The sequence below is a fragment of the Erwinia sp. MYb416 genome, from assembly GCF_037479575.1.
Classification (GTDB): Bacteria; Pseudomonadota; Gammaproteobacteria; order Enterobacterales; family Enterobacteriaceae; genus Erwinia; species Erwinia rhapontici.
Window position 1 is genome coordinate 584,595 of record NZ_JBBGYT010000438.1, and the last position, 25,133, is coordinate 609,727.

Consider the following 25,133-nt stretch of genomic DNA (forward strand, 5'->3'; position numbering starts at 1 on the left):
TTTCACAGCGCTAAAAAACGTCGGATTGCACGTAATACCGCATCGGGTTTCTCAGCATGTACCCAATGCCCTGCGCCGGTGATGACATGGGCACGCGCCTGCGGGAACTGGGTTAACAGTGCATCGCGATATGCATCGGCCAAATAGGGAGAACGCTCCCCACGAATGAACAGCACAGGATGTGACCAGGGGGCCAATGGCTCCCAGCCAATGATGTTTTCATAACATGCCAGCAGCGCCGGAACGTTGAAACGCCAAACACCCTCGTGGAACGACTTGAGTAAAAACTGGATAACGCCTTCTTCACTGATACTTTGACGCATCAGGGCAGTAGCTTCGCTGCGCGTGGTGATACCGGCCTCAGTCACCGCATTCAGTGCGGCAAAAATATCGTCATGATGACGCGTGGTGTAGGCCACAGGAGCGATATCAATCACTACGATCTCCTCAACACGATCGGGCGCCAGTGCGGTAATCGCCATGGCGATCTTCCCCCCCATCGAGTGACCGATCACGCTGAAACGATCGACCTGCATCGCGTCAAGCGTGTCCAGGACATCCTGAGCCATTAACGCATAATCCATCTTTTGCGCACGCGGAGACAAACCGTGGTTGCGGACATCGAGTTGAATCAAACGGCGATCGTCTTTTAATCCCCGGGCCAGTACGCCGAGGTTATCCAGGCTACCAAATAAACCGTGGATCAATACCAGTGGAAGCCCGTCAGTGGCGGATTGTTCAGATTGCAGGCGAAAATTCAAATTCATAGAGAAAGTTCTTACAGTTGGCACCAAGGCTTAGGGTATCATGGATCCCACAATTTCTGCCGCTGGCGCGAATGGCGGGTATGATCTTTTTGCGGCATATTCCGACTTTTGCCCTGAAACGGGTCTGGCGCTACACCCTGGCGGGATTTAACTTTATAATCCTGATGTTAGAACTGGATCGGCTCAACGTCATGATGGTTGCGTGGATTGTTGTCCCCGAACAACCGGTTCTGATACTAGCAACAACCGTACTGGATAAAGATGAAAACGATAGAAGTCGACGAAGAGCTATACCGTTATATTGCCAGCCACACTCAGCATATTGGTGAAAGCGCATCCGATATTTTGCGCCGTATGCTGAAGTTCACTGCGGGTCAAACTGCTCCTGTGGCGGCGAATGCTGCAGCGGCAGCCAAAGAACCTGCCGCTGCAGGTATTAAATCTGAATCCCGACCGCAGGATCGTGTTCGTGCGGTACGTGAGCTGTTGCTTTCGGATGAGTACGCGGAGCAGAAGCGTGCAGTGAATCGCTTTATGCTGATTCTATCGACTTTATACAGTCTGGATGCCAAAACGTTTGGCGCAGCGACTGAGTCTCTGCAAGGTCGTACGCGTGTTTACTTCGCGGGCAACCAGCAAACGTTGGTAGAGAATGGCACCCATACCAAGCCGCAGCACGTTCCGGGCACACCGTATTGGGTGATCACCAACACAAATACTGACCGTAAGCGCAGCATGGTGGAACACATTATGTTGTCGATGCAGTTCCCGGTGGAGCTGACAGAGAAAGTTTGCGGTACCCTCTAACTGAAGCGTCAGGGAGAAGCGCCAATGGCCAATCACCCCCGTGCCGGGCAACCCGCCCAGCAGAGCGATTTGATTAACGTTGCACAATTAACATCTCAATATTATGTCCTGCAGCCTGAACTGGGTAACGCAGAGCATGCGGTGAAATTTGGCACTTCCGGCCATCGCGGTAGCGCGGGCCGTCATAGCTTCAACGAGACGCACATTCTGGCCATCGCGCAGGCGATTGCGGAAGAACGCAAAAAGAACGGTGTAACCGGTCCTTGTTTTGTGGGTAAAGATACGCACGCGTTGTCTGAACCGGCCATCATCTCGGTATTGGAAGTGCTTACCGCTAACGGTGTTGATGTGATCGTTCAGCAGGATAACGGCTATACGCCGACCCCTGCGATCTCCAATGCGATCCTTGAACACAACAAAACCGGTGGTGCTCAGGCTGATGGTATCGTCATCACGCCTTCACACAATCCACCTGAAGATGGCGGTATTAAATACAATCCACCAAACGGTGGCCCGGCCGATACGAACGTCACGAAAGTGGTGGAAGATCGCGCTAACGCTCTGATCAAAGACAGCCTGAAAGAAGTGAAACGCATAACGCTGGATCAGGCCTGGGCCAGCGGTCACTTGACGGAAAAAGATCTGATCCAGCCTTATATTGAAGGTCTGGCTCAGATCGTTGATATTCCGGCGATCCAGAAAGCCGGTCTGAAGATTGGCGTTGATCCGCTGGGCGGTTCAGGGATTGCCTACTGGCAGCGTATTGCGGAGTTCTACAATCTTGATTTGACCATCGTTAACGATGCTGTCGATCAGACTTTCCGCTTTATGCACCTTGACCACGATGGTGTGATCCGCATGGACTGCTCGTCTGAGTCGGCGATGGCGGGTTTGCTGGCGTTGCGTGACAAGTTCGACCTGGCCTTTGCCAACGATCCTGATTATGACCGTCACGGTATCGTCACGCCTGCGGGACTGATGAATCCAAACCACTATCTGGCAGTAGCGATTCAGTATCTGTTCCAGCATCGTCCACAGTGGGGCAAAGATGTCGCGGTGGGTAAAACGCTGGTGTCCAGCGCGATGATTGACCGCGTAGTCGACGATCTGGGCCGCAAGCTGGTAGAAGTGCCGGTTGGCTTCAAATGGTTTGTTGATGGTCTGTTCGATGGCAGTTTCGGTTTTGGTGGCGAAGAGAGTGCGGGTGCTTCGTTCCTGCGCTTCGACGGCACGCCTTGGTCAACCGATAAAGACGGCATCATCATGTGTCTGTTGGCTGCAGAGATTACTGCGGTAACGGGTAAGAACCCGCAGCAGCACTACGACGAACTGGCACAGCGCTTTGGCGCACCAAGCTACAACCGTATCCAGGCTCCGGCCACTTCCGCGCAGAAAGCTGCGTTGTCAAAACTGTCCCCGGAAATGGTCAGTGCTGACACGCTGGCGGGTGATCCTATCACGGCACGTCTGACGGCAGCACCGGGTAACGGTGCCTCTATCGGCGGCTTGAAAGTGATGACCAAAAACGGCTGGTTCGCTGCGCGTCCATCCGGTACGGAAGATGCTTATAAAATCTATTGCGAAAGCTTCCTGGGTGCTGAACACCGCGAGAAGATTGAGAAAGAAGCGGTAGAGATTGTGAGTGCGGTACTGAAAAACGCCTGAGATATCAGGCAGTGAAGAGAAGGGCTCACGCAGTGAGCCCTTTTTTTATGGCATAAAGCGATAGCCCACACCGGTTTCGGTCAGCAGATGTTGGGGTCTGGCGGGGTCGCGTTCAATTTTGTGACGCAGATGCCCCATATAAATACGCAGATAGTGGCTGTGCTCAACCGCATTCGGCCCCCAGACTTGAGTCAGCAGCTGTCGCTGAGTCATCACCTTACCCGGGTGGTTAATCAGGCTGACCAGCAGACGAAATTCAATCGGCGTCAGGTGCAGGTCCGCACCGTCGCGCATCACCCGGCGGGCGGCAATATCCACCGTGACGCTACCAATACTAATTGGCGCATCCACGCTGTCGTTACCCTGCTGTGGGCGATGACGTAAGGCGACACGCACTCTTGCCATCAGCTCACCGACACCAAAGGGTTTCGTCAGGAAGTCGTCAGCGCCAGCATCCAGCGCGGTGATTTTATCCTGCTCATCACTGCGTGCCGAGAGCACAATCACCGGGATATTGCTCCACTGGCGCATATCACGAATAAATTCTGTCCCATCACCATCTGGCAGACCGAGGTCAAGTATCACCAGTTCCGGTTTGCGCGTGGCGGCTTCGATTAAACCCCGGCTCAGGGTTTCGGCATCAACCACGCGAAAACCTTCCCCTTCCAGCGCCATGCGCAGGAAACGGCGGATCTCTTTTTCATCTTCAACAATCAGAATTGTGGACACAGAACCTCAGTAGCTAAGCGGCGCGACGACGGGAAAAATGATAACAGGGCTAATTTAGCAAAAAGAACGAAGGGCGTCTGTGATTGTTGCGCTCACCCCTGATGTTAAAGAAAGGATATATTTTTCACATTCTAAGGTTAATATTTAACGAATATGTAACCTTCTTTCATTTTTTAGGCGGTTGGTGGTTTTTATTTCGACAAAAGTGGTCGGATCAGTAGTAAAATTACATCTGAAGGCGTATATTTTGTTCAGATTACACACAACCCTTTTAATCATCTCAGGAGGACGTATGAGTCTTTATCATAACTATTCATCTGCTCGGATTTTCATGCGTCGCACTGCGGTGCTGGTTATCGGCATCGCTGCGCTGCCATTTATGCTGTTTCGCGCCGATCGTGCCCGCTTTTACAGTTACCTGCATCGCGTCTGGGTGAAAACCAGCGATCAGCCCGTCTGGCTGGCACAGGCAGAAGCTGCCGGGTGTGATTTCTATTAACTGACCTCGCATTCATAAAAATCCCGCCGTCTGGCGGGATTTTTTTTGCCTGTTACACCGAGTTTTGCGCTACACTCAAATCTGTACAAGATATCTGAGGTTGTATAATTATGGGCGATAAAATTCCAGTGGGTATTAGTGCCTGTTTGTTAGGTCAGAAGGTGCGTTTTGATGGCGGCCACAAACGCAATGAATTCGCAGCTGAACATCTGGCGCCCTTTTTACACTTCGAGCCCGTGTGCCCGGAAATGGCTATCGGTTTACCTACCCCCAGGCCCGCACTGCGCCTCACTGAAGCCGGGGAAGGGGAGGTGTCACTCTGTTTCAGCAACGGACAGGATGCCCCTGTTACAGAAAAAATGGCATCTTTCTCGCAGGAGAAAATCAGCCATCTACATCATCTCTGTGGCTACATTGTCTGCGCAAAATCCCCCAGCTGTGGCATGGAACGGGTACGCATTTACCAGCCAGATAATAACAATAACCGCAAAGCCGGAACCGGGGTCTTTACCCGGGAACTGATGGAACAGATGCCCTGGCTGCCCGTAGAAGAGGATGGCCGCCTGCACGATCCGCTGTTGCGCGAAAATTTCGTTGCGCGAGTCTATGCCCTGCATGAATTTAACCAGCTTTGGCAAAGCGGGCTGACCCGCGCCAAACTGATGGCATTTCATACGCGTTACAAGCTGCTGCTACTGGCACACTCTCAGCCCGACTACCGTGACATCGGGCCCTTTGTCGCGAAAATGGATCAATGGGAATCGCTGGAGGATTTTGCAGTAGAGTATCGGCAGCGGCTGATGGACCTGATGAAGCAGGTGGCCTCCCGCAGCAATCACACCAACGTACTGATGCATGTTCAGGGCTATTTCCGTCGTGATCTGACATCGTCTCAGCGTCAGGAGCTGGCCGGGCTGATTGACCATTATCGTCAGGGGATCCAGCCGCTGCTGGCACCCATTACCTTACTGAAACACTATATGGCGGAATTCCCGCATCCGTGGCTGGCCGGACAGCGTTATTTTGCGCCTTATCCGGAAGCTCTGCGTCTGCGCTACGGGCATTAATCTCAGGGAGCACTATGACAACTCATCTGGTCTGGCTGCGCAATGACCTGCGTATCAACGATAACTACGCACTCCATGCCGCCTGCCGTTCAGCAAATGCCCGGGTGATAGCGTTGTTTATCGCCACTCCCGGGCAATGGGCGCAGCACCATATGGCGCCGAAACAGGCGGAGTTTATCTGGCAGAGCTTGCTTGACGTCCAGCGCTCACTGGCCAAAAAAGGCATTCCTCTTCATATCGCTGAGTGTGATGATTTCACTGCCTCGGTGGCTTTGTTACAGGACTTTTGTCGGGATCAACGTGTCGACCGTTTGTTCTATAACTATCAGTATGAAGTGAACGAGCGTCAGCGTGATGCAATGGTAGAACAGACGCTGTTTGATCAGGATGTCATGGTACAGGGATTTGACGACAGCCTGCTGCTGCCACCCGGCAGCGTGCTGACCGGCAACCGTGAGATGTACAAAGTGTTTACGCCGTTCAGCCGGGCGTTTGTGAAGCGATTGAAAGAGGGATTACCTGAGTGTCTGCCTGCTCCTGATGTCAGGAAAGGCGGGGCGATCGAAACCGATGATCGTCCCTTAAAGGCATTTGATTACCCGCGCGAAGCGGTGGACGCCCGCCTTTTCCCGGCAGGAGAGCAGGCGGCGATTGCGCGATTGCGCGAGTTTTGTCAGCAGCCTGTGACGGAGTACCCCGAGCAGCGTGACTTACCCGCCCGCGATGGCACCAGCCGCCTGTCGGTCTATCTGGCGACCGGTGTACTGTCTCCGCGTCAGTGTCTGCACCGGTTACTGAAACAGCACCCACGTGGGCTGGAAGATCAGCAGGTGTTTGTCTGGTTGAATGAATTAATCTGGCGTGAGTTTTATCGTCATCTTCTGGTGGCCTGGCCGTCATTGTGCCGGCATCAGCCTTTTACACGCTGGACCCGAGGCGTGAAATGGCGGGACGATAAACAGGGGCTGCTGGCGTGGCAACAGGGGAAAACCGGCTATCCGATTGTCGATGCAGCGATGCGTCAGCTCAACAGCCTTGGCTGGATGCATAACCGTTTGCGCATGATTACAGCCAGCTTTCTGGTGAAAGACCTGCTGATCGACTGGCGCGAAGGCGAGCGTTATTTTATGTCGCAGTTGCTGGATGGTGATTTTGCGGCGAATAACGGGGGCTGGCAGTGGGCAGCCTCCACAGGGACCGATGCCGCCCCCTATTTTCGCATTTTTAACCCTACCACCCAGGGTGAGCGCTTTGATAAAAGTGGGGAGTTTATCCGCCACTGGTTGCCAGAGTTGCGCGCGGTGCCGGAAAAATATATCCATCAGCCGCATGAGTGGGCAAAGAAAAATCAGCAAAGTCTCGATTATCCGCTGCCGATCGTGGAACATAAACAGGCGCGCCAGCAAACGCTGGATGCCTTTGAAGCAGCACGAAAACAGACGGACTGATTATGCTAAATACTGAACTCGAACACCTGGTTAACCAGTTACTCAACAGCGCGGATTACAAAGACTATGCCCCGAACGGGTTGCAGGTTGAGGGACGCCGCGAGATTAAAAAAGTGATTACCGGTGTCACCGCCTGTCAGGCGCTGCTCGATGAGGCCGTGCGTCTGGAGGCCGATGCTGTGCTGGTGCATCACGGTTATTTCTGGAAAAGCGAAGCGCCAGCTATCAGGGGCATGAAACGTCAGCGCCTGAAAACGCTGCTGGCTAACGATATCAACCTGTTTGGCTGGCATCTGCCACTGGACGGACACCCTTCAATCGGCAACAACGCTCAGCTTGCCAGGCTGTTTGGCATTGATGTAAAAGGTGAAATTGCATTGCTGCTGCCCTGGGGTGAACTGGTTGAGCCGGTCAGTGGGGAACAGTTTGCCCAACGTATCACGACGGTACTGGGCCGCGAGCCACTGCACTGTGGCGACAATGCACCCGCGCTTATTCGTCGCGTGGCCTGGTGCAGCGGTGGCGGTCAGGGCTATATCGATCAGGCCGCTGCTTTCGGTGTTGATGCTTTTATCAGTGGTGAAGCGTCTGAACAGACAATCCATAGCGCACGTGAGCAGGGCCTGCATTTCTTTGCTGCGGGCCACCATGCGACCGAACGTGACGGCATTAAAGCGCTGGGGGAGTGGCTGGCAAACGAGCACGGCCTGGACGTGACATTTATCGACATTCATAACCCTGTCTGAGCCTTTCCAATCGTTCAGCGCGTTCTGATGGAATGCGCTGAAGGTTGACTCCGTTACAACAATTCCGCATAACTGTTTGTCATATCTGCAATTAACCAGACTCACCTTCTTAGTGGCAATTCTGTTTTGCCATTGGAGTGAGTGGTTTTTTCCCTTTTCTTATTTTCAGGAGGCGCCTTTTGCAACGAGCACGTTGTTATCTGTTAGGCGAACGCGCAGTCGTACTGGAGCTGGACCCGCCAATATCGCTCGCCAGCCAGCAACGTATCTGGGGCCTGACGCAGCGATTGCAGGATCGCCCGGAAGTGATCGAAGTGGTGCCGGGCATGAACAACATCACCGTGATGCTCAGCGATCCACAGCAGACCGCGCTGGATGCGATTGAGTGGTTACAGCAATGGTGGGAAGCCAGTGAATCACTGACGCTGGAATCCCGGTTGATAGAAATCCCGGTGGTCTATGGCGGTGATTCAGGCCCGGATCTTAATGAGGTTGCCCGCCACAGTGGCATGAGTACGTCTGAGGTAGTGGCCTGCCATGCCTCGGTGGACTACGTGGTCTATTTTATCGGTTTTCAACCCGGATTTCCGTACCTCGGTGGGTTAGATGAGCGGTTGCATACGCCACGGCGCGCCGAGCCACGTGTACAGGTTCCCGCCGGTTCGGTCGGGATCGGTGGCAGCCAGACCGGTGTTTATCCGCTGGCAGCACCGGGTGGATGGCAGCTGATTGGCCACACTAAAACGGCACTTTTTACCCCGGATACGCACCCTCCGGTGTTGCTGCGTCCCGGCGACCGCGTGCGCTTTGTGCCGCAAAAGGAGGGGGTATGTTAAAGATTATTCGTGCCGGTATGAGCACCAGCATTCAGGATGGCGGCCGTGTTGGCTGGCGAAAATACGGTATCAGCCTGGGCGGCGTGCTGGACCATCCGGCGATGCAAACCGCCAATATGCTGGTGGGCAATCCCCGCGACAGTGCGGTGCTGGAAATCACCCTGGGCCAGTTTTGTGCTGAATTCCAGCGCGATGGCTGGATAGCGCTGGCGGGGGCAGGCTGTCACGCCGAACTGGATGGTAAAGCCGTCTGGACCGGCTGGCGCACCGAGGTGAAAAAAGGCCAGCGTTTAACGTTGAGTTTGCCATTACGTGGGATGCGCAGCTATCTGGCTGTCAGCGGCGGTTACCGTGTTGATGAGCGGCTGGGATCGGACAGTACCGATTTGAAAGCCGGTTTCGGTGGTTTTGCCGGACGTAAGCTGGAAGACGGTGATATTTTGCCGCTGGGCGAACCGACACGCCAGTTCCACCAGCCGGCGGGGGTGCGTCAGTTGCTGTGGGGCAATCGGGTGCGTGCCATGCCAGGCCCGGAATATCATGAGTTCAGTGAAGACAGTCAGGAAGCCTTCTGGCGCACTGCCTGGCGGCTTAACCCACAGAGTAATCGTATGGGATATCGTTTACAGGGGCGGAAATTACAGCGTGATGCTACCCGTGACCTGCTCTCACACGGTCTGGTGCCTGGCGTGGTGCAAGTGCCACCTAATGGGCAACCTATTGTGCTGATGGCCGATGCCCAAACCACCGGGGGATATCCGCGTATTGCCTGCGTGATCGAAGCGGATCTTTATCATCTGGCGCAGTTGCGTCTGGGAGAACCGATCCATTTTGTGCACTGTACGCTGTCCGATGCCCTGCATGCCAAGAATGAGCAGCAGCGCTCACTGGATCAAATGGCCTGGGGGTTAGCAGATGAACGTCGATCTTAATGCCGATCTCGGGGAAGGAGCGGCATGTGACCGCGAGCTGTTGCAACTGGTCTCTTCAGCCAATATTGCCTGCGGTTTCCATGCGGGTGATGCGCAGACGATGTTGCAGTCCGTTCGCTGGGCACGGGAGTTCGGTGTCGCCATTGGTGCCCATCCCAGTTTTCCTGACCGTGAAAATTTCGGCCGTACGGCCATGCAACTTCCTGCAGAAACCGTGTATGCGCAGGTGGTGTACCAGGTTGGCGCGCTGAAAGCACTGACCGAAAGTGAAGGGGGCAGGCTGGTTCATGTTAAACCTCACGGGATGCTTTACAACCAGGCGGCCTGCGACCCGCAGCTGGCGGATGCGATTGCCGCAGCGGTTAACGCCATTGATCCCGGACTGATGCTGGTCGGCCTGGCCAACAGCGAGCTGATTCGCGCAGGCGTGCGGCACGGATTAATCACCCGGCAGGAAGTGTTTGCCGACCGCGGTTATCAAACCGATGGCTCACTGGTTCCTCGTGGCCAGCCCGGTGCGCTGGTGGACAGCAACCAGCAGGCGATTAACCAAACGCTGGCGATGATTCAACAAGGGCAGGTTCAAAGCCTGAGTGGAGAATGGGTGAAGGTGCAGGCCGACACAGTGTGCCTGCACGGTGATGGCGCACACGCACTGGATTTTGCCCGACAGCTCCGGCAGGCATTCAGCCAGCAGCAGATTGTGGTGACCAGCTGCTAATACCGATTACTTATTATACGCCCTGACCACGGTTGGGGCGTTTTTTTCTGTTTCAGGAGTCAATATGGACGCTGCTGTTAATCTCTGGCCCCTTGCGGGGATCGCCGCCATCGTGGTGGGTTTTCTCTTACGGTTCAACCCGGTCATTGTGGTGGTGGTTGCCGGGCTGATCACGGGTCTGGCGGCACAGATGCCGATCGCCGATATTCTGGAAAAACTGGGTGCCGGGTTCCTTAATACCCGTAATTTACCGTTTATTCTGTTACTTCCTCTGGCAATCATCGGTTTGTTGGAGCGCAACGGTTTGAAAGAGCGTGCCCAGGCATGGATTGCGCGCATTCGAAGCGCCACGGCGGGCAGATTGATGATTGTGTATCTGTTTGCACGTGAAATTACCGCAGCGCTGGGGCTGACCAGCCTCGGCGGACATCCCCAAATGGTGCGTCCACTGCTGGCACCGATGGCGGAAGGTGCCGCTGAGAGCCGTTATGGCGAACTGCCTCCGGCGGTGCGCTACCGGCTTCGTGCTATGGCCGCCGCCACCGATAATGTCGGGCTGTTCTTTGGTGAGGATATTTTTGTCGCCTTTGGCGCGATTATCTTTATGCATAACTTTATGCAGGAGTCCGCGGGGATCCAGACCGAACCGCTGCATATTGCCCTGTGGGGGATCCCTACCGCGCTTTGTGCGTTTTTAATTCATGCAGTACGGTTGCATCGCCTCGATAAAACGCTGGCGAACGAGTTGAGTAAGCTGAATGCCAGTGCGCTGCAACAGAAGGGGGGACGCTAATGTTCCAGCAAAATTATCTGTACTGGCTGGCGGGCAGCATCCTGCTGGTGGTGGCGCTGATGTCGTGGCGTGATAAAACCAATCCCCGCCGACTGACGACCGGGTTGTTTTGGGCGTTGTATGGCCTGGTGTTCTTTGTGGGGGAATGGGCCACGGATCTGGTGGGGGCGCGTGCTCTGCATATCAGTATTGGCGTGGGGGTTGTCGTGATGGCGCTGATTGCCGGTCTGGGGGGCGTTAAGCTCGGCAGTTACTCACAGCGTACCCCGGAACAGCGTATTGAACGGGCAGAGCGCCTGGGGAACCGCCTGTTTATGCCTGCACTGATCATCCCGGTGGTCACCGTGATTGGGGTTCTGATGTTCAACAATATTCCTGGTCTGCAACAGACGGTCTTCGGGGCCGGGAATCATGCCACACTGGTTACGTTGTTCTCGATGTCGGTTGGCTGTCTGCTGGCATGGTTGCTGGCACTGAGGATGACGCGGGAATCCCCGGCACAGTCCTTACAGGAGGCCCGGCGTCTGCTGGACTCGATTGGCTGGGCATTTATCTTGCCGCAGATCCTGGCGACGTTAGGGCTGCTGTTCACCAGTGCGGGCGTGGGAACGGCAATTTCCCATCTGACCGAAAGTTACCTCGCCGTGGATAATCGCTTTATTGCGGTGGTGCTGTATGCGGGCGGTATGGCGTTGCTGACCATGGTGATGGGCAATGCCTTTGCGGCTTTCCCGATTGTGACGGCGGGCATCGGTATTCCCATTCTGGTGCTGCAACATCATGGTAATCCGGCCGTCATGGCGGCAATTGGGATGTTCTGTGGTTACTGCGGCACGCTGATGACACCGATGGCAGCAAACTTCAATATTGTGCCCGCCAGACTGCTGGAGTTGCCTGACCGTAACGCGGTGATCAAGGCGCAGATTCCGACGGGCGTGCTACTGTTAATAGCCAATATCTTCCTGTTGTATTTCCTGATGTTTTTGTGAGGAAAAAATGAAAACGGTACTGATTACAGGTTTTGAGCCTTTTGAAGGCGCGCGTATCAACCCCTCCTGGGAAGCTGCCAGCCAGTTAAATGAACGGATGATCGGCGGTGTGAAGGTGGTTGCCAGACAGCTGCCCTGTGTTTTTGGCCATTCGCTGGAAGTACTGGAGCAGGCGATTGACGAGCTGGATCCTGTTCTGGTGATTGCTGTGGCGCTGGCAGGGGGGCGTACGGATATCAGCGTTGAACGGGTAGCAATAAATATTGATGATGCGCGCATAGCGGATAATGCGGGTAACCAACCGATTGATGAACCCATTATCGTCGCGGGTCCGGCGGCGTATTTTTAAACCTTGCCGATTAAAGCAATTGTCTCCGGCATTCGTGAGGCCGGTATCCCTGCATCGGTTTCCCAAACCGCGGGGACTTTTGTCTGTAATCATGTCATGTATGGTCTGTTGCATCGCCTGCGGCGGCGTAAAGCACGGGCTGGGCTGATTCATGTGCCCTGTTCGCCCGAGCAGGCGATTGAGCGCCCGGGAACACCCAGCATGTCGCAGGCCTCGGTGGTGCTGGCGCTGGAAATGGCGATCAGTATTGCCTTGACGGTTGAAGACGATATCCGCCTCGAAGGCGGCGCAACCCATTAATTCAGAGTGAGGATCTATGCCTGAGGGCCCGGAAATCCGCCGAGCGGCGGATCAACTGGAAAAGGCAATACAAGGTAAGGTGTTAACCGATGTCTGGTTCGCATATCCGGCATTGCAAACGTATCAGCAGGCGCTGATCGGCGAACGTGTTGTCTCAATAGAAACCCGTGGGAAAGCCTTGTTGACCCATTTTTCAAATGGCCTGACGTTGTACAGCCATAATCAGTTGTACGGCGTCTGGCGGGTGGTGAAAACCGGCAGTCTACCGGAAGGAAAACGCATTCTGCGTGTTCGTCTGGCCGCGGCAGACAAGACGCTGCTGCTGTTCAGCGCATCGGAGATTGCGCTGCTGGATGCTGACGGGGTGGCCAGTCATCCCTTCCTGTTAAAGATCGGACCGGATGTCCTTGATATGTCGCTGACTGAAGAGACGGTGCGTGAGCGGCTGTTATCGCCGCGTTTTCGCCGCCGTCAGTTTAGCGGCCTGCTGCTGGATCAGGCTTTCCTGGCCGGCCTGGGTAATTATCTGCGCGTGGAGATACTCTGGCAGGCGCAGTTGGCCGCACACCATAAAGCAGAATCGTTAAACAAAGCCCAGCTTGATGCGCTGGTCGCCGCATTACTGGCAGTACCGCGTCTCTCTTATCAGACTCGCGGACAGGTGGATGAGAACCATCATCATGGCGCATTGTTTCGTTTTAAGGTATTTCACCGGGCAGGGCAGGCGTGTGAGCGCTGTGGCGGGACGATTGAGCGTACGATGCTGTCATCGCGGCCGTTTTACTGGTGTGCGGGATGCCAGAAATAAATCAGGGCGAGGCATGCCTCGCCCCTACGGGTCATATCTGCAGGAGTCGGGCATGCCCGACCCGGAAGATTATTTCTTGATGTTTGACGAGAAATCACGCTGATCGTAGCCAGTGTACAACTGGCGTGGACGGGCGATTTTTACACCATCGTCATGCATTTCTTTCCAGTGTGCAATCCAGCCCACGGTACGTGCCATCGCAAAGATAACCGTAAACATGGAAGACGGAATGCCCATTGCTTTCAGAATGATGCCTGAATAGAAGTCGACGTTTGGATAGAGTTTACGCTCAATGAAGTACGGGTCGTTCAGCGCAATGTGTTCCAGCTCCATCGCCACTTCCAGCAGGTCATCTTTCATGCCCAGCTCTTTCAACACTTCATGGCAGGTTTCACGCATCACGGTGGCACGCGGATCGTAGTTCTTGTAAACGCGGTGGCCGAAGCCCATCAGACGGAACGAATCGTTTTTGTCTTTCGCGCGGCGCAGGAACTCAGGAATGTGCTCAACGGTGCTGATCTCTTCCAGCATGCGCAGACAGGCTTCGTTGGCACCACCGTGCGCCGGTCCCCAAAGGGAGGCGATACCTGCAGCGATACAGGCAAACGGGTTGGCGCCAGACGAACCGGCGGTACGCACGGTAGAGGTTGATGCGTTCTGCTCATGATCGGCGTGCAGGATCAGAATGCGGTCCATGGCGCGTTCCAGCACCGGGTTCACCACATATTCTTCACACGGCGTAGAAAACATCATGTGCAGGAAGTTGCCGGCATAGGACAAGTCGTTGCGCGGATAGGCAAACGGCTGACCGATGGAATATTTGTAACACATTGCCGCCATAGTTGGCATTTTAGACAGCAGACGGAACGCAGCGATTTCACGATGGCGCTCAATGTTGACGTCCATAGCATCATGATAAAATGCCGCCAGCGCACCGGTAACACCACACATGACTGCCATCGGATGTGAGTCACGGCGGAAGCCACGGAACAGATGGTGAATCTGCTCATGCAGCATTGTATGGCGCGTCACAGTGAGTTTGAATTCTTCAAACTCTTTCTCGGTTGGTGGTTCACCATTCAGCAGGATGTAACACACTTCCAGGTAGTTTGAGTGCAGCGCTAACTGGTCAATCGGGAAACCACGGTGCAGCAGAATGCCTTCATCACCGTCGATATAGGTAATTTTAGATTCGCAGGATGCAGTAGAAGTAAAGCCGGGGTCAAAGGTGAAATACCCTTTGGAACCCAGATTCCGGACATCGATTTCTTCCTGACCCAACGTACCTTTCAGTACATCGAGCACGATAGGATCTTCGCCATCCAGGGTTAGTGTTGCTTTTTTATCAGCCATTTACAGTCTCCTTAGCGCCGTATTTTAGGGATCTTTATCACCAGGAAAGTCATATTCCCCAGCCTTGTGTCTGGCGCAGAAGGTCATCATCTCTGTGGCATCTTTTTGCGTGCAGGGTACAGAGTGACGGGCGCGTGCTGGCCGGGATGACATATTACTGATGCGTAGCATGGTTGTATAAAGACCCGGTTTGGTAATGACTTACGTTGTCGTCAAAACCTGATGCTTTATGGGTAATCCCAACCAATGTTACATAACTTGTGCTTAGGGGAAAGTGTATCCCCATAACTTTTGTGCATCATAGAACTTTTATTCGTCCGTTTGTAACAAGAATGTTGAACTTTTGTCAAATCAGATAATTAAAATTGTATCAATTATGAAAACCGTGAGAGTGATCACTGTTCCGCTGAAATGTTCCCAAAGAGTTTGTAGGGGAATTGTAATGAGAATGTGATCCACCTATACTGCCGCCAGGTCTCCGGATTTCCCCTGCAGTAGGAGCCACCCAGCGTTTCATACGCGTCGTTTTTGACACTGGACGTTGTAGTTTTGGTGCCTGGCGCGAATGGTCAACTTAGATAACGCTGTCTGACCCCCCTTCAGGACCGGAGGAAGCAAAATAAGAAAAGCTGTGTGGGCAAAACCGTGAAAAAACAAAGACCTGTCAACTTGGATCTCACTACGATCCGGTTTCCCTTAACCGCAATTGCGTCCATTCTCCACCGCGTGTCCGGCGTGATCACCTTTGTGTCGATCGGGATTCTGCTCTGGTTACTGGGTCTGTCTCTCTCTTCTCCCGAAGGCTTCCTTCAGGCTTCTGCCGTCATGGATAGCTTTATTGCCAAATTCATCATGTGGGGCATCTTAACCGCACTGGCGTACCATATCGCTGGCGGCATTCGCCATATGATGATGGACTTTGGTTTCCTCGGTGAAACCTTAGAAACGGGTAAGTTTTCCGCGCAAATTGCATTCGGTATCACTGTCGTGCTCTCAATCCTGGCTGGAGTCCTCGTATGGTAAGCAATGCTTCTGCACTGGGTCGCAACGGCATTCATGACTGGTTGCTGCTGCGTGCTGCCGCCATGGTTATGACCCTCTATGTGCTGTATATCCTCGGCTTTATCGTGATGTCAGGGACCCTGACCTATGACATCTGGCGTGGTTTTTTTGCCTCAAACTTCACGAAAGTCTTCACCCTTCTGACGCTGTTCTCCATTCTGGTGCATGGCTGGATTGGGATGTGGCAGGTACTGACTGACTACATTAAACCACTGGCGCTGCGCATGATGCTGCAACTGGTGATTGTGGTAGCCCTGTTGGTGTATGCAATTTATGGAACCGTTGTTGTGTGGGGTGCGTGATGAGTTTGCCAGTCAGAGAATTTGATGCCGTGGTTATCGGCGCAGGCGGTGCAGGTATGCGCGCCGCCTTACAGATTTCCCAATCGGGCCAGACCTGTGCCCTGTTGTCCAAAGTTTTCCCAACCCGTTCTCATACCGTTTCTGCGCAAGGCGGTATTACCGTTGCGCTGGGTAATACCCATGAAGACAACTGGGAATGGCACATGTATGACACGGTCAAAGGTTCCGACTATATCGGTGACCAGGACGCGATTGAATATATGTGTAAAACCGGTCCGGAAGCGATTCTTGAGCTGGAACATATGGGCCTGCCATTCTCCCGTCTGGATGATGGTCGTATTTATCAGCGTCCGTTTGGTGGCCAGTCGAAAAACTTCGGCGGTGAGCAGGCGGCACGAACGGCTGCAGCCGCTGACCGTACCGGCCACGCATTGTTGCATACGCTGTATCAGCAGAACCTAAAAAACCACACCACTATCTTTTCCGAATGGTATGCGTTGGATCTGGTGAAAAACGCCGATGGCGCGATTGTCGGCTGTACTGCGCTGAACATTGAAGATGGTGAAGTGGTGTACTTCAAAGCGCGTGCCACCGTGCTGGCGACCGGCGGTGCCGGACGTATTTACCAGTCTACAACCAATGCGCATATCAACACCGGTGACGGCGTCGGTATGGCATTGCGTGCCGGTGTACCAGTGCAGGATATGGAAATGTGGCAGTTCCACCCGACCGGTATTGCGGGTGCGGGCGTGCTGGTGACCGAAGGTTGCCGTGGTGAAGGCGGATATCTGCTGAATAAACACGGCGAACGCTTTATGGAGCGTTACGCGCCAAATGCGAAAGACCTGGCGGGTCGTGACGTGGTAGCACGTTCTATCATGATCGAAATCCGTGAAGGTCGTGGCTGTGACGGTCCGTGGGGTCCACACGCTAAGCTGAAGCTGGACCACCTGGGTAAAGAGGTGCTGGAAGCGCGTTTGCCGGGCATCCTTGAGCTGTCGCGGACCTTTGCGCACGTTGATCCGGTGAAAGAACCGATCCCGGTCATCCCAACCTGCCACTATATGATGGGGGGGATTCCAACGCGTGTGAGCGGTCAGGCACTGACGGTGAACGAGAAAGGTGAAGATGTTCTGGTTCCGGGCCTGTTTGCGGTGGGTGAAATTGCCTGCGTATCCGTCCACGGGGCTAACCGTCTTGGCGGCAACTCGCTGCTCGATCTGGTGGTGTTTGGCCGTGCTGCTGGTGTGCATCTGCAGGAATCCATTGCCGAGCAGGGTGAGCTGCGCGAAGCCACGGAAGAAGAAATTGACGCTTCTCTGGCCCGACTGAACCGCTGGAATAACAACGTCACGGGTGAAGATCCGGCAGATCTGCGTAAAGCGTTGCAGGCCTGTATGCAGAATAACTTCTCGGTCTTCCGTGAAGGTGATGCGATGGCGCGGGGTCTGGAAGAGTTGAAAGTGTTGCGCGAGCGTCTGAAGAATGCCCGTCTGGATGACCGTTCCAGCGATTTCAACACCCAGCGTGTTGAGTGCCTGGAGCTGGATAACCTGATGGAGACGGCCTACGCCACAGCGGTGTCAGCCAACTATCGTACGGAAAGCCGTGGGGCACATAGCCGCTTCGACTATCCTGAACGTGACGATGCAAACTGGTTATGTCACAGCGTGTATCTGCCGCTGACTGAAAGCATGACGCGCCGTGAAGTGAACATGCAGCCGAAACTGCGTGCGGCCTTCCCGCCGAAAGCACGTACATACTAGTTTGCGGAGATAACACCATGAGACTCGAATTTTCCATCTATCGTTACAATCCGGATGTCGATGATGCTCCGCGTATGCAGGAATACACGCTGGAGTCAGAAGACGGCCGTGACATGATGTTGCTGGACGCGCTGATGCGTCTGAAAGAGAAAGACCCGACGTTAGCGTTTCGCCGCTCGTGCCGTGAAGGGGTGTGTGGCTCTGACGGTCTCAATATGAACGGTAAAAATGGCCTTGCCTGCATTACCCCCGTTTCTGCGCTGGGTAATGGTAAACAGAAAATTGTGATCCGCCCGCTGCCCGGTTTACCGGTGATCCGCGATTTGGTGGTGGACATGGGGCAATTCTATGCTCAGTATGAGAAGATTAAGCCTTACCTGTTGAATAATGGGCAAAAACCACCAGCAAGGGAACATCTTCAGGAGCCGGAACAGCGTGAAAAACTGGATGGTCTGTACGAATGTATTCTTTGCGCCTGTTGCTCGACCTCATGCCCGTCATTCTGGTGGAACCCGGACAAATTTATCGGTCCGGCAGGTTTGCTGGCGGCATACCGTTTCCTGATTGATAGCCGTGACACCGAAACCGATGCGCGTCTTGATAATCTGAACGATGCTTTCAGTGTATTCCGCTGTCACAGTATCATGAACTGTGTGAGCGTATGTCCTAAAGGGCTAAACCCAACGCGTGCCATCGGCCATATTAAGTCGATGCTGTTGCAGCGGGGCGCTTAACACTGACGTACCGGGAGCCTGCGGGTTCCCGGTGTTTTACCAGGTCATCTTTGTAAGGTGTTTTCGGCAGAGTGAAGTTGCCGGAAACCCTTTGCAAAGGTTCCCTTACGGGCCGGTCGCTCGTATCGAAGAACCGTACCACGGTAAGCCGTTAACGCGGCGCGGGACTTGCAAAGGTTCCATTAACCAACCACGGCGAAAAAAAAAGCACAAATATGCTTAAGGGATCACAATGCAGAACAGCGCGATGAAACCCTGGCTGGACTCCTCCTGGCTGGCCGGCGCGAACCAGTCCTACATAGAGCAGCTCTATGAGGACTTTTTAACCGATCCTGACTCTGTCGATGTGGCCTGGAAGTCTCTTTTCCAGCAGCTTCCTGGAACTGGGGTTAGACCTGAGCAATTTCACTCCACCACCCGCGAGTATTTCCGCCGTCTGGCGAAAGATGCTTCGCGCTATACCGCCTCCGTCAGCGATCCTGAAACCAATGCTAAACAGGTTAAGGTACTGCAACTGATCAACGCCTTCCGTTTCCGCGGACATCAGCAAGCAAACCTCGACCCGTTAGGCCTGTGGAAGCAGGAAGCTGTACCGGATCTCGACCCAGCCTACCATGGTCTGAGCGAAGCCGATTTCCAGGAAAGTTTCAATGTCGGTTCCTTTGCCATTGGTAAAGAGACACTGAAGCTGGCGGATCTGTTTGCGGCGCTGCAGCAAACCTATTGCGGTTCGATCGGTGCGGAATATATGCACATGACCAACACCGAAGAAAAACGCTGGATCCAACAGCGTCTGGAATCGGTGGTGGGGCAGGCATCTTACTCTGTTGAAGAGAAAAAGGGCTTCCTCAAGCAGCTGACTGCAGCAGAAGGTCTGGAGCGCTATCTGGGCGCGAAATTCCCGGGTGCTAAACGCTTCTCACTGGAAGGCGGTGACGCGCTGGTGCCGATGCTGAATGAGATGATTCGTCATGCCGGTAAGAGCGGTACGCGCGAAGTGGTGCTGGGTATGGCACACCGCGGCCGTCTGAACGTGCTGATCAACGTGCTGGGCAAAAAGCCACAGGACCTGTTCGACGAATTCTCTGGTAAGCATAAAGAGCATCTTGGCACGGGTGACGTGAAGTACCATATGGGCTTCTCATCGGATGTGGAAACTGAAGGCGGCATGGTTCACCTGGCGCTGGCGTTTAACCCATCACATCTCGAGATTGTCAGCCCGGTGGTCATGGGATCTGTCCGCGCCCGTCTTGACCGTCTTGATGAACCTGCCAGCAACAAAGTCTTACCTATCACTATTCACGGTGATGCTGCCGTTATCGGGCAGGGCGTGGTGCAGGAAACCCTGAACATGTCGCAGGCCCGGGGTTACGAAGTGGGCGGTACAGTACGTATCGTGATCAACAACCAGATTGGTTTCACCACCTCAAACCCTAAAGATGCACGTTCAACTCAGTACTGTACCGATATTGGTAAAATGGTGCTGGCCCCGATCTTCCACGTCAACGCGGATGACCCGGAAGCGGTTGCCTTTGTCACCCGTCTGGCGTTGGATTTCCGTAACACCTTTAAACGCGACGTGTTTATTGATCTGGTCTGTTATCGCCGTCATGGCCATAACGAAGCTGATGAGCCAAGCGCCACGCAGCCTGTGATGTACCAGAAAATCAAGAAACACCCGACGCCGCGTAAACTCTATGCTGACAAGTTGGAAGCCGAAAAGGTCGCCAGCCTGGAAGATGCCACGGAAATGGTCAACCTGTACCGTGATGCACTGGATGCAGGTGAGTGCGTGGTACCGGAATGGCGCCCAATGAGCCTCCACTCTTTCACCTGGTCGCCGTATCTGAACCATGACTGGGATGAAGGCTACCCGGAATCTATCGAACTGAAGCGTTTGCAGGCACTGGCGAAACGCATCAGCACGGTACCGGAATCTGTCGAAATGCAGTCCCGTGTGGCGAAGATTTACAACGATCGCGCTGAAATGGCGGCCGGAAATAAGCCGTTCGACTGGGGCGCAGCAGAAAACCTCGCGTACGCCACGCTGGTGGATGAAGGCATTCCATGCCGTCTTTCCGGCGAGGATATGGGGCGCGGTACGTTCTTCCATCGTCATGCGGTTATCCATAACCAGGCGAATGGGTCGACCTACACTCCGTTACAGCATGTGCATAACGGGCAGGGCATCTTCAAAGTATGGGACTCCGTGCTGTCAGAAGAAGCCGTGCTGGCGTTTGAATATGGCTACGCCACCGCAGAACCGCGGACCCTGACCATCTGGGAAGCACAGTTCGGTGACTTCGCTAACGGGGCGCAGGTCGTGATTGACCAGTTCATCAGCTCCGGCGAGCAGAAGTGGGGCCGTATGTGTGGCCTGGTGATGCTTCTGCCACATGGCTATGAAGGTCAGGGCCCTGAGCACTCCTCTGCGCGCCTGGAGCGTTACCTGCAACTTTGTGCAGAGCAGAACATGCAGGTTTGCGTGCCGTCTACACCTGCGCAGGTTTACCACATGCTGCGTCGTCAGGCGCTGCGCGGTATGCGCCGTCCGCTGGTGGTGATGTCACCGAAGTCATTGTTACGTCATCCGCAGGCGGTATCTTCACTGGAAGAGTTGGCCAGCGGTGCGTTCCTGCCTGCCATTGGTGAAATCGACGATCTCGACCCTAAAGGCGTCAAACGTGTCGTGCTGTGTTCCGGTAAGGTGTATTACGACCTGCTGGATAAACGTCGTAAGAATGAGCAAACCGACGTTGCTATCGTGCGTATTGAGCAGCTTTATCCGTTCCCGCACAAAGCGGTGCAGGATGTGTTGCAGCAGTATTCTCATGTGCATGATTTTGTCTGGTGTCAGGAAGAACCACTGAACCAGGGTGCCTGGTATTGCAGCCAGCATCACTTCCGCGAAGTCGTGCCGTTTGGGGCTTCATTACGTTATGCCGGTCGCCCTGCATCTGCATCTCCGGCAGTTGGCTATATGTCCGTTCACCAGCAGCAGCAGCAAGATCTGGTTAATGACGCGCTGAACGTTGAATAATTAAGGAAATAGAATGAGTAGCGTAGATATCGTTGTTCCTGACCTGCCTGAATCCGTGGCAGATGCCACCGTGGCAACCTGGCACAAAAAACCGGGCGACAGCGTCAAACGTGACGAAGTGCTGGTAGAAATTGAAACAGACAAAGTGATTCTGGAAGTGCCTGCCTCGGCGGATGGCGTACTGGAAGCTATCCTCGAAGATGAAGGCGCCACCGTGGTGTCTCGTCAGGCGCTGGGTCGCTTGAAAGAAGGTAATAGCGGCGGCAAAGAAACCTCTGCCAAAGCCGAAGCCAAAGAGGCGACCCCTGCGCAGCGCGCAACGGCCTCACTTGAAGAAGAGAGCAACGATGCGCTCAGCCCGGCGATTCGCCGTCTGATTGCCGAGCACAGCCTTGACGCTGCCGCAATCAAAGGCAGCGGCGTGGGTGGTCGTATCACCCGTGAAGATGTGGAAAAACATCTGGCAAATGCTCCGGCGAAAGCTGCTGAAGCGAAAGCGGCACCTGCTGCTACCGCACCGGCTGCTTCTCTGGGCAACCGCAGCGAGAAGCGTGTGCCAATGACGCGCCTGCGCAAGCGTGTGGCTGAACGCCTGCTGGAAGCGAAAAACAGCACGGCAATGCTGACCACGTTCAACGAAGTCAACATGCAGCCCATCATGGCACTGCGTAAGCAGTATGGTGATGCCTTCGAAAAACGTCACGGTGTGCGTCTGGGCTTTATGTCCTTCTACATTAAAGCCGTTGTTGAAGCCTTGAAACGCTACCCGGAAGTGAATGCGTCCATCGATGGTGAAGAAGTGGTGTATCACAACTACTTCGACGTCAGCATTGCGGTTTCCACACCGCGCGGCCTGGTGACTCCGGTGCTGAAAGATGTTGATGCTTTGAGCATGGCTGACATTGAGAAGAAAATTAAAGAGCTGGCAGTGAAAGGACGCGACGGTAAGTTGACTGTTGACGAACTGACTGGCGGTAACTTCACCATTACTAACGGTGGTGTTTTCGGTTCCCTGATGTCTACCCCGATTATCAACCCGCCGCAGAGCGCGATCCTGGGTATGCATGCCATTAAAGATCGCCCAATGGCGGTGAATGGCCAGGTCGTTATCCAGCCAATGATGTATCTGGCACTCTCTTACGATCACCGTCTGATCGATGGCCGCGAATCAGTGGGCTATCTGGTGGCGATCAAAGAGCTGCTGGAAGATCCGGCGCGTCTGCTGCTGGATGTCTAAACCCCTGGGGTACGGCAGTATATTGTCGTACCCAACCCTATGTGTAGCCGCTTCTGGCGGCTAAGTCTTTTCAGACCTGAATGGATAGAACATCATGAACTTACACGAATATCAGGCAAAACAGTTGTTTGCACGGTATGGTTTACCGGCACCAACCGGTTATGCCTGCACCACGCCACGCGAAGCAGAAGAAGCCGCCTCTAAGATTGGTGCCGGCCCGTGGGTAGTGAAATGTCAGGTTCATGCCGGTGGCCGCGGTAAAGCGGGCGGTGTGAAAGTGGTTAACAGTAAAGAAGAGATCCGCGCTTTCGCTGAAAACTGGCTGGGTAAACGTCTGGTGACCTACCAGACTGACGCACATGGCCAGCCGGTTAACCAGATTCTGGTGGAATCCGCGACCGATATCGACCAGGAACTGTACCTGGGCGCAGTCGTTGACCGTGGCACCCGTCGCGTGGTGTTTATGGCGTCAACCGAAGGCGGCGTGGAAATTGAGAAAGTGGCGGAAGAAACCCCGCACCTGATTCACAAAATGGCGCTGGATCCCCTCACCGGGCCACAGCCTTACCAGGGTCGTGAGCTGGCGTTTAAACTGGGTCTGACTGGTAAGCAGGTTGGTCAGTTCACCAAGATATTTATGGGTCTGGCAACGCTGTTCCTGGAGCGTGATCTGGCGCTGGTTGAGATCAACCCGTTAGTGATCACTAAGCAGGGCGACCTGGTTTGCCTGGACGGCAAGCTGACGGCTGACGGCAATGCTTTGTTCCGCCAGCCAGAGCTGCGCGAAATGCGCGACCCAAGCCAGGAAGACTCCCGCGAAGCACATGCAGCGCAGTGGGAACTGAACTACGTGGCGCTGGAAGGTAACATCGGTTGTATGGTCAACGGTGCGGGTCTGGCGATGGGTACGATGGACATCGTGAAACTGAGCGGTGGCCAGCCTGCTAACTTCCTTGATGTTGGCGGCGGTGCGACCAAAGAGCGCGTGACCGAAGCCTTTAAAATCATCCTGTCAGATGACGCGGTGAAAGCGGTCTTTGTTAACATCTTCGGCGGTATCGTTCGCTGCGACCTGATTGCTGACGGCATTATCGGGGCGGTGGAAGAAGTGGGTGTAAACGTGCCGGTGGTGGTGCGTCTGGAAGGGAACAATGCCGAGCTGGGTGCCAAAAAACTGGCAGACAGCGGCCTGAATATTATTGCAGCAACCAGCCTGAGCGATGCGGCGCACCGTGTTGTTGCCGCAGCGGAGGGTAAATAATGTCTATTCTGATTGATAAAAACACCAAAGTTATCTGCCAGGGCTTCACCGGTGGTCAGGGGACTTTCCACTCCGAACAGGCGCTAGCCTATGGTACTCAGCTGGTCGGCGGTGTAACGCCAGGTAAAGGCGGCACTGAGCATCTGGGTCTTCCGGTATTTAACACCGTGCGCGAAGCGGTAGAAGCAACAGGTGCGACAGCATCCGTGATTTACGTACCGGCTCCGTTCTGCAAAGACGGTATCCTGGAAGCGATTGAAGCGGGCATTAAGCTGATCATCACCATCACTGAAGGCATCCCAACGCTGGATATGCTGACCGTGAAAGTGAAGCTGGATGAAGCCGGTGTGCGTATGATCGGTCCAAACTGCCCGGGTGTTATTACCCCGGGAGCCTGTAAGATCGGCATCATGCCTGGCCATATTCACCAGCCAGGCCGCATTGGCATCGTGTCCCGTTCCGGTACGCTGACCTATGAAGCCGTGAAGCAGACGACAGATATTGGTTACGGCCAGTCTACCTGCGTCGGTATCGGTGGTGACCCGATCCCAGGCTCTAACTTCATCGATATCCTGAAGCTGTTCCAGGATGACCCACAGACCGAAGCCATCGTCATGATTGGTGAAATCGGCGGTAGCGCAGAAGAAGAAGCTGCTGCGTTTATCAAAGAGTACGTGACTAAACCGGTAGTGGGTTACATCGCCGGTGTGACGGCGCCTAAGGGCAAACGTATGGGGCACGCAGGGGCTATCATCGCAGGCGGTAAAGGCACAGCAGACGAGAAGTTTGCAGCGCTGGAAGCAGCAGGCGTGAAAACCGTGCGTAGCCTGGCTGATATCGGCGAAGCCGTAAAAGCGGTACTGCCACAGTAATACGCTTGTTTACTGCAATACAGGCCACCTGAGGGTGGCCTTTTTTATGG

23 protein-coding genes and 1 pseudogene are annotated in these 25,133 nt (G+C 54.3%); 21 read left to right on the forward strand and 3 right to left on the reverse strand.

Annotation, left to right across the window (positions count from 1 at the left end; genetic code table 11):
* Positions 1–2: 2 nt before the first annotated feature.
* A complete protein-coding gene (gene ybfF, locus WH277_RS12265) occupies positions 3–767 on the reverse strand; it encodes an esterase (protein WP_133845546.1) in 765 nt (254 codons plus the stop codon).
* 261 nt (positions 768–1,028) lie between these two features.
* Here ybfF and seqA point away from each other — a divergent pair, with 261 nt between their 5' ends.
* Both seqA and pgm read left to right on the forward strand, forming a co-directional pair.
* A complete protein-coding gene (gene seqA, locus WH277_RS12270; protein ID WP_133845544.1) occupies positions 1,029–1,574 on the forward strand; it encodes a replication initiation negative regulator SeqA in 546 nt (181 codons plus the stop codon).
* Positions 1,575–1,598: 24 nt separating this feature from the next.
* Positions 1,599–3,239, forward strand: a complete 1,641-nt coding sequence (gene pgm / locus WH277_RS12275) for a phosphoglucomutase (alpha-D-glucose-1,6-bisphosphate-dependent) (RefSeq protein WP_133845542.1) — start codon at positions 1,599–1,601, stop codon at positions 3,237–3,239.
* 45 nt (positions 3,240–3,284) lie between these two features.
* Here the strand turns inward: pgm and kdpE are convergent, their stop codons facing one another.
* Positions 3,285–3,968 carry a two-component system response regulator KdpE gene (gene kdpE / locus WH277_RS12280; RefSeq protein ID WP_339505734.1) on the reverse strand — a complete coding sequence of 228 codons (684 nt, stop codon included), beginning with the start codon at positions 3,966–3,968 and terminating at the stop codon, positions 3,285–3,287.
* Positions 3,969–4,260: 292 nt separating this feature from the next.
* On the opposite strand from kdpE, the gene WH277_RS12285 reads away from it, so the two are divergent.
* The 11 genes and pseudogenes from WH277_RS12285 to nei all read left to right on the forward strand — a co-directional run bounded on the left by WH277_RS12285 (position 4,261) and on the right by nei (position 13,456).
* The gene (locus tag WH277_RS12285) at positions 4,261–4,467 is read left to right on the forward strand and encodes a YbfA family protein (RefSeq protein WP_133845539.1); all 207 of its coding nucleotides are present in this window, start codon (positions 4,261–4,263) and stop codon (positions 4,465–4,467) included.
* A gap of 110 nt (positions 4,468–4,577) precedes the next feature.
* Positions 4,578–5,534 (forward strand): YbgA family protein, encoded by a 957-nt coding sequence (locus WH277_RS12290; RefSeq protein ID WP_339505735.1) that lies wholly within the window; start codon positions 4,578–4,580, stop codon positions 5,532–5,534.
* Between the two features lie 14 nt (positions 5,535–5,548).
* Positions 5,549–6,982, forward strand: coding sequence for a deoxyribodipyrimidine photo-lyase (gene phrB / locus WH277_RS12295; protein WP_339505736.1), 1,434 nt, complete (start codon positions 5,549–5,551; stop codon positions 6,980–6,982).
* A gap of 2 nt (positions 6,983–6,984) precedes the next feature.
* Entirely contained in the window at positions 6,985–7,728 is a 744-nt protein-coding gene (locus WH277_RS12300; protein WP_133845534.1) for a type 2 GTP cyclohydrolase I, read from the forward strand.
* A gap of 179 nt (positions 7,729–7,907) precedes the next feature.
* The gene (gene pxpB / locus WH277_RS12305) at positions 7,908–8,564 is read left to right on the forward strand and encodes a 5-oxoprolinase subunit PxpB (protein WP_133845532.1); all 657 of its coding nucleotides are present in this window, start codon (positions 7,908–7,910) and stop codon (positions 8,562–8,564) included.
* Complete coding sequence (gene pxpC, locus WH277_RS12310; protein WP_133845530.1) at positions 8,558–9,496, forward strand: 5-oxoprolinase subunit PxpC; 939 nt, start codon at positions 8,558–8,560, stop codon at positions 9,494–9,496. The genes pxpB and pxpC overlap by 7 nt, the downstream gene beginning before the upstream one ends.
* Positions 9,480–10,217, forward strand: coding sequence for a 5-oxoprolinase subunit PxpA (gene pxpA, locus WH277_RS12315; protein WP_339505737.1), 738 nt, complete (start codon positions 9,480–9,482; stop codon positions 10,215–10,217). The genes pxpC and pxpA overlap by 17 nt, the downstream gene beginning before the upstream one ends.
* 64 nt (positions 10,218–10,281) lie before the next feature.
* The gene (locus tag WH277_RS12320) at positions 10,282–11,010 is read left to right on the forward strand and encodes a DUF969 domain-containing protein (RefSeq protein ID WP_133845526.1); all 729 of its coding nucleotides are present in this window, start codon (positions 10,282–10,284) and stop codon (positions 11,008–11,010) included.
* Positions 11,010–11,999 (forward strand): DUF979 domain-containing protein, encoded by a 990-nt coding sequence (locus WH277_RS12325; protein WP_159337432.1) that lies wholly within the window; start codon positions 11,010–11,012, stop codon positions 11,997–11,999. The genes WH277_RS12320 and WH277_RS12325 overlap by 1 nt, the downstream gene beginning before the upstream one ends.
* Before the next feature lie 7 nt (positions 12,000–12,006).
* Positions 12,007–12,648: pseudogene (pcp, locus tag WH277_RS12330) on the forward strand (pyroglutamyl-peptidase I).
* 16 nt (positions 12,649–12,664) lie between these two features.
* Positions 12,665–13,456 carry an endonuclease VIII gene (gene nei / locus WH277_RS12335; protein ID WP_212813906.1) on the forward strand — a complete coding sequence of 264 codons (792 nt, stop codon included), beginning with the start codon at positions 12,665–12,667 and terminating at the stop codon, positions 13,454–13,456.
* A 69-nt stretch (positions 13,457–13,525) separates the two neighbouring features.
* On the opposite strand, the gene WH277_RS12340 is transcribed toward nei, so the two are convergent.
* Entirely contained in the window at positions 13,526–14,809 is a 1,284-nt protein-coding gene (locus WH277_RS12340) for a citrate synthase (RefSeq protein ID WP_133845518.1), read from the reverse strand.
* 633 nt (positions 14,810–15,442) lie between these two features.
* Between WH277_RS12340 and sdhC the strand changes: the two genes are divergently transcribed.
* From sdhC to sucD, 8 genes are all read left to right on the forward strand, one after another.
* Positions 15,443–15,832: a succinate dehydrogenase cytochrome b556 subunit gene (gene sdhC, locus WH277_RS12345; protein ID WP_133845516.1), complete on the forward strand. Its 390-nt coding sequence runs from the start codon at positions 15,443–15,445 to the stop codon at positions 15,830–15,832.
* A complete protein-coding gene (sdhD, locus tag WH277_RS12350; protein ID WP_133845514.1) occupies positions 15,826–16,173 on the forward strand; it encodes a succinate dehydrogenase membrane anchor subunit in 348 nt (115 codons plus the stop codon). Before sdhC ends, sdhD begins: the two co-directional genes overlap by 7 nt.
* Complete coding sequence (sdhA, locus tag WH277_RS12355; protein ID WP_133845512.1) at positions 16,173–17,939, forward strand: succinate dehydrogenase flavoprotein subunit; 1,767 nt, start codon at positions 16,173–16,175, stop codon at positions 17,937–17,939. The genes sdhD and sdhA overlap by 1 nt, the downstream gene beginning before the upstream one ends.
* A 17-nt stretch (positions 17,940–17,956) precedes the next feature.
* Positions 17,957–18,673 carry a succinate dehydrogenase iron-sulfur subunit gene (locus tag WH277_RS12360; protein ID WP_133845510.1) on the forward strand — a complete coding sequence of 239 codons (717 nt, stop codon included), beginning with the start codon at positions 17,957–17,959 and terminating at the stop codon, positions 18,671–18,673.
* Positions 18,674–18,905: 232 nt separating this feature from the next.
* Positions 18,906–21,713 (forward strand): 2-oxoglutarate dehydrogenase E1 component, encoded by a 2,808-nt coding sequence (gene sucA / locus WH277_RS12365; RefSeq protein ID WP_133845508.1) that lies wholly within the window; start codon positions 18,906–18,908, stop codon positions 21,711–21,713.
* 13 nt (positions 21,714–21,726) lie between these two features.
* Positions 21,727–22,950: a 2-oxoglutarate dehydrogenase complex dihydrolipoyllysine-residue succinyltransferase gene (odhB, locus tag WH277_RS12370; RefSeq protein ID WP_133845506.1), complete on the forward strand. Its 1,224-nt coding sequence runs from the start codon at positions 21,727–21,729 to the stop codon at positions 22,948–22,950.
* Positions 22,951–23,044: 94 nt separating this feature from the next.
* Positions 23,045–24,211, forward strand: coding sequence for an ADP-forming succinate--CoA ligase subunit beta (gene sucC / locus WH277_RS12375; protein ID WP_062748462.1), 1,167 nt, complete (start codon positions 23,045–23,047; stop codon positions 24,209–24,211).
* Complete coding sequence (gene sucD / locus WH277_RS12380) at positions 24,211–25,083, forward strand: succinate--CoA ligase subunit alpha (protein ID WP_062748464.1); 873 nt, start codon at positions 24,211–24,213, stop codon at positions 25,081–25,083. The genes sucC and sucD overlap by 1 nt, the downstream gene beginning before the upstream one ends.
* The last annotated feature ends 50 nt before the right edge of the window (positions 25,084–25,133 follow it).